This is a genomic window from Allobosea sp. P1_A7 (genome assembly GCF_056406775.1).
This window is the reverse complement of record NZ_JBFTZN010000330.1, coordinates 1-6,103: the sequence shown is the minus strand read 5'-3', so window position 1 is coordinate 6,103 and position 6,103 is coordinate 1. Positions and strand designations below refer to the sequence as shown.

Genomic DNA, 6,103 nt, shown 5'->3' with positions numbered 1-6,103 from the left:
CCAGCGGTGGATCGTGGAATGGTCGATGCTGATGCCGCGCTCGGCCATCATCTCCTTCAGGTCGCGCAGGCTCAGGCCGTAGGCCAGATACCAGCGAACACACAGCAGGATCACCGATCGGTCGAAATGACGGCCCTTGAACATCTGAAATCCCCCCGCCAATGGCTGGAAGGTGATGCCCTAACCTCCGTAACTGAAGAGTTTGCAAAAGAACCAAATGGTACGGCAACCGTTCGCCCATGCAAAACGTTGCTTGTCATTCTTCCTCTGTCAGCAGCTGGCTCATCTCGTGGCCATCGTCGAGTGTGCCCGTGAGGTTCGCTTCCCGTTCCTCATCGCTTGGCGGGCGGTTACTGATCATGTAGCGCACACCATAGTTGGCGCGTGCCTCCAGTTTCGCAATGCGCACTGACAGTCGCGACATAGTGCTGGGCCTCGTCATGCTCGCCCTCCTTCAAGTGCCTGGAGCCTGCGGTGCAGATCGGTGACCTCGATGGCCTTGCCATGGGCATCGACCAGCCTGCCGAGTTCAGCGGCTTCGGACGGCGTCAGTTCGCCCGCCGCGACTGCCTCCAGGATGGCCTGCGTCGCCCTGGCCAGATCGCCCGCCGTCTCGAACCTGGGAAGGTCGAACGTCACTGGACGGTCGCGCCGGGCGGGAGCCAGCCGGTCCATGCACAGCCGGAGCGCCGTCATGTCGCCGGCCCCAGGCCCAACTCGATGGCCTTGCGCGTGAGGGACTCGGCCTCGCCCTCCAGCAAGGCTTCAATGGCGAGCGTCACTTTGTGGCGGGTTCCCTTAGCCTTGCCTGCCGGGTTGCCCGACTGGCCCGGCTTGAAGGGCGTGCCCCGCTGCTTCCCCGCTGCATTTTCAGCGCCAGTCATCACATGAGCCCTCTAGCGACCAGGGCGTAGACGGCGAGTGTCATCAAAAGGGAGCCGCCAGTTTCCTCTATCCCCCGCCGGGCCCCSGGGCTCAGTCGCTCCCGTTTCAGGCCGCACCCGACCTCCATTCCCAACAATCAATTGGCAAATGTGCAGACTATGAAATGATAAGGCGCGCTTGAATATGCAATATTGCCATCGAAAATAACACCCGCGACGCGCGGTGCCAGACGAGAGGAACGCAGCGAGCCCGGGCATGGGCAAGTTACTCTACGGCCCGTGACACTTGGCGGCGATGGACATGGGCATGGCTTGAACGAACAAGCCCGACATGGCGGACGCATGGTAGGCAGCGGAACCCCAAAAAAGGAGTAATGCTCATGGTCCTCGCCATCTGGTCGTGCGCCGTCGCCACCCTCGCGCTTGGGGTGGTCATCGTCCGCTGGTTCGCTGGGCGCGCCGACGGCGCAGTTCGTCCGGATCAAGAGCAGCCCTGCTGAGGTCGCTGAGCCGGCAGTCACCGCGAAGCCGCATGCGCCGAAATGATCCGGCTTTAGAAGGCCGTCCGCCGCACCTGCGCTGACCCTGCGAGCCCATGCGGCACGCGGCGTGAAGCGCCGTCCAAGTGTCTTCACCAATGGAGCAAGCAATGAAATCGGCTACCGCACTTCTGGCCATCACCCTTGCAGTGTTCGCGGTATCAGCCGCACGCGCTGCGACCCATGACGACGCCACGCAAATTGTCATGCCCCGCAGCATCGTGACGGAGCGGACCTTGGCGGGCTATAGGAACGGCGACCCGGTCAGGTTCTCCGGACAGATCAACGCCAGGCTTTTTCGGCTGCACCCTCTTTTCCGCTGAGCGGATCGCCAGCGCCGAGCATCATCACATAGACGCGACCGCGCAACGGTCGTGCTGGTGCCGTTGAGGGCGGACCCCGCCTGTTGAGGCTTTCCAGCGCTGCATCCACGCATCCTGACCAGGTGCGGAGTAAAAAGCGCCAATTCCGGCCTTCACCATGGAGCAAGCATGATGAAACGCCTATTCGCCATCGCTGGCTTCGCGCTGTTCGCCAGCCATCCCTTCGCGGGCGAGTTCAGCGCTGCCGACATCGCGCGGTTGCCGCAGGACAAGGTCGCGGCGATCAAGAATTTCGTGATGCCGGAATTTTGCGAGGGCAGCCAGTACGAGGCCCTCCGCAACCTGATCGCGCGTGGCAGCATCCGCGTCGACTGAACCCAAGCGCCACCTCATCGCTGGAGCAAGCACGATGAAACTGATCCCATCCCTGCTGGCGACGGCCATCGCGGCGAGCGCAGTGTCGCCTGCCGCCGCGAACGACCAGTGGGCCGCGCGCGGCATCGCGCTTGTCACGGCCTATCATGACAAGTGCACATCACTGCCCACCGGCGTTCTCGCGAGGGCGAAGCAACAGATCCCAACCATCCCGCGAAGCGCGATGGAGGCCGCGAGAGACGGGGTGCTGGCCGAGTCGACAGCCGGCCCGACGCAGTTCTGCGCCACGTACAAGGCAGAGATCGAGCGGGCTGCGACCGCCCTGCGCTAAAGGAGCAAGCCCACCAGCATCGCCGCGACCAAATGCCTTCGCCTCGTCATTGCCGCCACGAGTGGCCCTCCGCGCAGCCATCCGCTTCTTCCGACGGAGCGAGGCATGAACGAGCATTACCAGCGCCGTGGGACAGGGTGTCCGACTACGCGGACGGCATCATTGCCCGCATCAAGGCCGACGAGATCCATCCGAGCGCCTATGAACGCTGATCCTGTCATTTCTTGACCAGGTTGCTTACCGGGAGCACCATAGGGCCTTGCAAGATCTTTCCATGACCCGCTTCGACGGCCGGAGGAGCCGCAGTAGCGGATAGTCCAACGGGCACCCCGGTGGCCTCCCGAGGGAAGTCCGGGTGATTGAAACCCAGTAGAAGCCAGCGTGTGGCCGCGGCACTACGGGTTTTTTTTCCACGATGATGTGCAATTAATTTCACTAGGACCGGACGAGTGATGGGCGTCACGGCTGACCGCTAGATCCTGGCCGCCCGCACGGCGGCGCTCGCCCTGAACAGCACGAGCGCGGCGACGCCGATCGCCGACATCACCAGCGGCAACGGCAGCGCGCCGCTCTTCAGCGCATGTCCGACGAGGAGGCCGACGCAGGCCGAGAACAACATCTGGCAGATCCCAGTGAAGGATGAGGCCGCGCCGGCGCTATCCGGGAAGGGCATCATCGCCGAGGCCTGGGCCTGCGGCATCGTGAGGCCGACACCACAGGTGTAGAGCGCCATCGGCAGCACAACGCCGGCCACGCCACCGAAATCGCCAGCGACGCAGACCAGCATGGCAAGGCCTCCGCCGGCGAGGCACCGCACGCCGAGCGCGATGACACCGTCCATGCCACGGCGGGCGACCAGACGCTGCGCGAGGATCGTGCCGAGAATGAAGCCAAGCACGACGAGGCTGAAGGACAGGCCATACTGGACCGGCGTCAGACCATGGATGTCGATCAGTATGAAGGACGAGCCGGAGATGAAGGCGAAGAGCCCGCCGTAGGCCAGCGCCGTCAGCGCGACATAAACGCGGAAGGCACGACTCGCGAACAGCGTGCCGAAGCCGCGGATGATGGAGCCCAGCGAGAGCGGCTCGCGCGAGCGGTTCCGGATCGTCTCGGGCAGAAGAAACGTCACCATCGCCACCACGGCAGCGGCGAAGGCCAGCGTGGCGACGAAGGTCGAGCGCCAGCCGAAGGCCTGCTGCAGCACCCCGCCGAGCACCGGCGCAATCGCCGGCACCAGCCCCATGATCATCCCCATGCGGGCCAGTTCGCGGCCGGCACGCGGCCCCTCATAGAGATCGCGCACCATGGCGCGGCTGAGCACGATYGGTCCCGACGCGCCGAGCGCCTGGACCGCGCGGGCGATGGTCAGGGCCTCGATCGAGGGCGCGAAGGCGCAGGCCAATGTCGACACCATGAAGATGCCGAGCCCCACCAGCAGCACCGGCCTGCGGCCGACCCGGTCGGAGAGTGGTCCCCAGAAGATCTGGCCGCCGGCGAAGCCGAACAGGAAGACCGACAGCGTCGCCTACGCGCCGGCGATGTCGGTCTGCATCACCCGGACGATGTCGGGCAGCGAGGGCAGGTAGAAATCGGTCGAGAGCGGGCCGAGCGCCGTCAGCATGGCGAGGACGGCGGTCATCGCCAGCGTGTCGGGGCGGAGTTTCATGGAGGGGCGCCCTTCCGTGCACGGCAGGCGGCTGTCTAGGCTTGGCCGGTCAGAATGTCGAGGATTGGGCCGCCACCCAGCGGCATCGGGCGCTCGTCCGAAGCCAAACTTACCCACCGTCAGCGCATTCGCCTGCTCACACGTCTCAACCGGCTCACTGAAGCAAATCCAATCGAGGTGTTCAGTGATCGGACATCGCCTGTTCACACTGAGCTAGTCACCATACTCCACGAACTCGCTTCGCCGCCCACTCCTTCGGCGACACACGCGTGACTGCGGCATGGCTGGCGGGCGAAGCAGAACCGGCTTCTGCTATTGGCACATCGGAGGCCCGTGTTGCCTGCCCCTGTAACTGCTCCTCGACGCCCTTCAAAGACGTCGGGATCGGTCGCGAACCTGACCCGCCGTCGTCATCCCGGTCGCGACCCAGCACTACATGATGCTGGCCCGCAACCTCCCCTACACGGGCGTGACGCGGGGCAAGCGGCTGGTCGTCATCGTCGGGCAGAAGCGCGCACTGGCCAAGGCCGTGAGGGCTGGCGGAAAATGCCGATGGACGAAGCTGCGGGAATGGATGGCGGGGCGCGAGTGGAGTTGACGGCACCAGAGGCTCAACATCGCGGTCGAACCTCTTACCGTGCTCTCATGCTTGGATGCATATGACCAGCATCCCACCGCTGAGCTACGTCTATTCCGCTCAAACAAGGAGCGCGACGAGTGCGCTGATGCCTGTTGGGGCTGGAGATTTACCAGCGCCTACCGTAGTGCCCAACAACTGGTCGGTTATTGTAATATGCGGCGCGGCGAATGCCCGCACGAGCGACAGGTCTGCCATAGTATCCGCCGCCATAGTAGCCTCCCCCGTAGTAGCCGCCGCCATAGTAAGTTGAGGCCGGCGTGCCGTAGTAGACGGGCTGCGAATAGCCGCTCACGGTTCCCTGATTGCAATTACATGCACTGCCGGAATACGTGGTGGCGGCATAGGGAGCGTCGCTATAGACGCCATTGACATTGTAGCCGTAGGCGGCGGGAGCGGCATAGCCAGAACCGTAGCCATAACCGTTGCCGTAATAGGCAGCACCTGCTGCGAGTCCGACGCCTGCTGCGAGCGCCCGGCCACCGTAGTAACGATTGCCGTAGTAACCGCCACGGTATGCCGCCCCACGGTAGGCTCCACGGTATCCGGCACGGTACGCGCCACCATATCCACCTCGGTAGCCACCGCCAACGGCAGCGGCACGGTATCCAGCGCGGGAACCAATACCCACCGCACCACCTCGGTAACCACCACCTGCACCGACTCCACGGCGCTGGGCTTCAGCGTCACTGGCGGTGAAGACGAGACCGGCGAGGCCAATCAGGGCGGCCGCAGGGAGTGCGAGCAGCGTATTCATGACTTCACCTGTTAACGCCCGCCACTGGATTGAAAACGCGTGGCTGGGCTCGATCCGCGCGGCAACTCGATAATTTCCTTAACGTAATAGTAACGTGTTTGTGCGTCCGGGCAACGCAACTGGCCCAACATCTCCAATTACGGTTAAGTTGGAGAACGGTTCTTCGTCGCAAATGTCGGGGGGCTATGCCGAGCGCTTCCGGCTCGCTGCCCAGCCCAATCGTCACGGGCCTTGCGGACCCAACATCATCAATTGTCGGTTTGAGGACGGGGAGAGGAGTGGCTATCAGAATGGATGCAACGAGCACCTCTTCTATTCTCATGCCAAGGCTGTTGGCGATACCTCTCGCGGCATCGCTGGGTGTGATTCTGCGGTTTGCGAGGCGGCAGTCTCTGGTTAGCACTACTTTGGCAGATTTTTAGAATGGCTGGCGTTTTTGGGATTGAACGAACCCGCTGACGCGGGAAAGCTGCGGGGTTTGTGACGGGAGGCTCCTGCTGGGAGGGTTTGGGTGTTGAAGCCACCCAGCCCAGCAGGAGCTCCCGATGACCGAAGCCAAGCCGATGAGCGCCCTTCGTCGCCGCATGA

The 6,103-nt window shown here is 63.6% G+C and carries 9 protein-coding genes and 2 pseudogenes; 4 read left to right on the top strand and 7 right to left on the bottom strand.

All coding sequences use genetic code 11. From position 1 onward, the window contains the following. From AC1D34_RS33090 to AC1D34_RS33075, 4 genes and pseudogenes are all read right to left on the bottom strand, one after another. Positions 1-144, bottom strand: a pseudogene (locus AC1D34_RS33090) (IS6 family transposase); the annotation flags it as partial. A gap of 112 nt (positions 145-256) precedes the next feature. After that, the gene (locus AC1D34_RS33085; RefSeq protein ID WP_476826522.1) at positions 257-442 is read right to left on the bottom strand and encodes a hypothetical protein; all 186 of its coding nucleotides are present in this window, start codon (positions 440-442) and stop codon (positions 257-259) included. Then, positions 439-696, bottom strand: coding sequence for a hypothetical protein (locus tag AC1D34_RS33080; RefSeq protein ID WP_476826521.1), 258 nt, complete (start codon positions 694-696; stop codon positions 439-441). The genes AC1D34_RS33085 and AC1D34_RS33080 overlap by 4 nt, the downstream gene beginning before the upstream one ends. Further along, entirely contained in the window at positions 693-884 is a 192-nt protein-coding gene (locus tag AC1D34_RS33075) for a DUF5681 domain-containing protein (protein ID WP_476826520.1), read from the bottom strand. The genes AC1D34_RS33080 and AC1D34_RS33075 overlap by 4 nt, the downstream gene beginning before the upstream one ends. A gap of 649 nt (positions 885-1,533) precedes the next feature. Here AC1D34_RS33075 and AC1D34_RS33070 point away from each other — a divergent pair. The 3 genes from AC1D34_RS33070 to AC1D34_RS33060 all read left to right on the top strand — a co-directional run bounded on the left by AC1D34_RS33070 (position 1,534) and on the right by AC1D34_RS33060 (position 2,452). Beyond that, complete coding sequence (locus AC1D34_RS33070) at positions 1,534-1,746, top strand: hypothetical protein (protein ID WP_441509080.1); 213 nt, start codon at positions 1,534-1,536, stop codon at positions 1,744-1,746. 171 nt (positions 1,747-1,917) lie between these two features. Beyond that, positions 1,918-2,121 (top strand): hypothetical protein, encoded by a 204-nt coding sequence (locus AC1D34_RS33065; RefSeq protein ID WP_476776785.1) that lies wholly within the window; start codon positions 1,918-1,920, stop codon positions 2,119-2,121. A 34-nt stretch (positions 2,122-2,155) separates the two neighbouring features. Next, the gene (locus AC1D34_RS33060; RefSeq protein ID WP_441509078.1) at positions 2,156-2,452 is read left to right on the top strand and encodes a hypothetical protein; all 297 of its coding nucleotides are present in this window, start codon (positions 2,156-2,158) and stop codon (positions 2,450-2,452) included. 472 nt (positions 2,453-2,924) lie between these two features. Here AC1D34_RS33060 and AC1D34_RS33055 read toward each other — a convergent pair whose 3' ends face one another. Together AC1D34_RS33055 and AC1D34_RS33050 are read right to left on the bottom strand one after the other, a co-directional pair. After that, positions 2,925-3,974, bottom strand: coding sequence for a multidrug effflux MFS transporter (locus AC1D34_RS33055; protein ID WP_476826523.1), 1,050 nt, complete (start codon positions 3,972-3,974; stop codon positions 2,925-2,927). Positions 3,975-3,980: 6 nt separating this feature from the next. Beyond that, positions 3,981-4,121, bottom strand: a complete 141-nt coding sequence (locus tag AC1D34_RS33050; RefSeq protein ID WP_476826519.1) for a hypothetical protein — start codon at positions 4,119-4,121, stop codon at positions 3,981-3,983. A gap of 400 nt (positions 4,122-4,521) precedes the next feature. Between AC1D34_RS33050 and AC1D34_RS33045 the strand changes: the two are divergent. After that, positions 4,522-4,719, top strand: a pseudogene (locus AC1D34_RS33045) (ATP-binding domain-containing protein); the annotation flags it as partial. A gap of 148 nt (positions 4,720-4,867) precedes the next feature. Here the strand turns inward: AC1D34_RS33045 and AC1D34_RS33040 are convergent. Then, entirely contained in the window at positions 4,868-5,515 is a 648-nt protein-coding gene (locus AC1D34_RS33040; protein ID WP_476826518.1) for a hypothetical protein, read from the bottom strand. Between the last annotated feature and the right edge of the window lie 588 nt (positions 5,516-6,103).

Bases quoted from the DNA above. Each gene is read 5' to 3' on its own strand.
- AC1D34_RS33085 (WP_476826522.1), bottom strand. From the start codon at position 442: ATGACGAGGCCCAGCACTATGTCGCGACTGTCAGTGCGCATTGCGAAA.
- AC1D34_RS33080 (WP_476826521.1), bottom strand. From the start codon at position 696: ATGACGGCGCTCCGGCTGTGCATGGACCGGCTGGCTCCCGCCCGGCGC.
- AC1D34_RS33075 (WP_476826520.1), bottom strand. From the start codon at position 884: ATGACTGGCGCTGAAAATGCAGCGGGGAAGCAGCGGGGCACGCCCTTC.
- AC1D34_RS33070 (WP_441509080.1), top strand. From the start codon at position 1,534: ATGAAATCGGCTACCGCACTTCTGGCCATCACCCTTGCAGTGTTCGCG.
- AC1D34_RS33065 (WP_476776785.1), top strand. From the start codon at position 1,918: ATGAAACGCCTATTCGCCATCGCTGGCTTCGCGCTGTTCGCCAGCCAT.
- AC1D34_RS33060 (WP_441509078.1), top strand. From the start codon at position 2,156: ATGAAACTGATCCCATCCCTGCTGGCGACGGCCATCGCGGCGAGCGCA.
- AC1D34_RS33050 (WP_476826519.1), bottom strand. From the start codon at position 4,121: ATGAAACTCCGCCCCGACACGCTGGCGATGACCGCCGTCCTCGCCATG.
- AC1D34_RS33040 (WP_476826518.1), bottom strand. From the start codon at position 5,515: ATGAATACGCTGCTCGCACTCCCTGCGGCCGCCCTGATTGGCCTCGCC.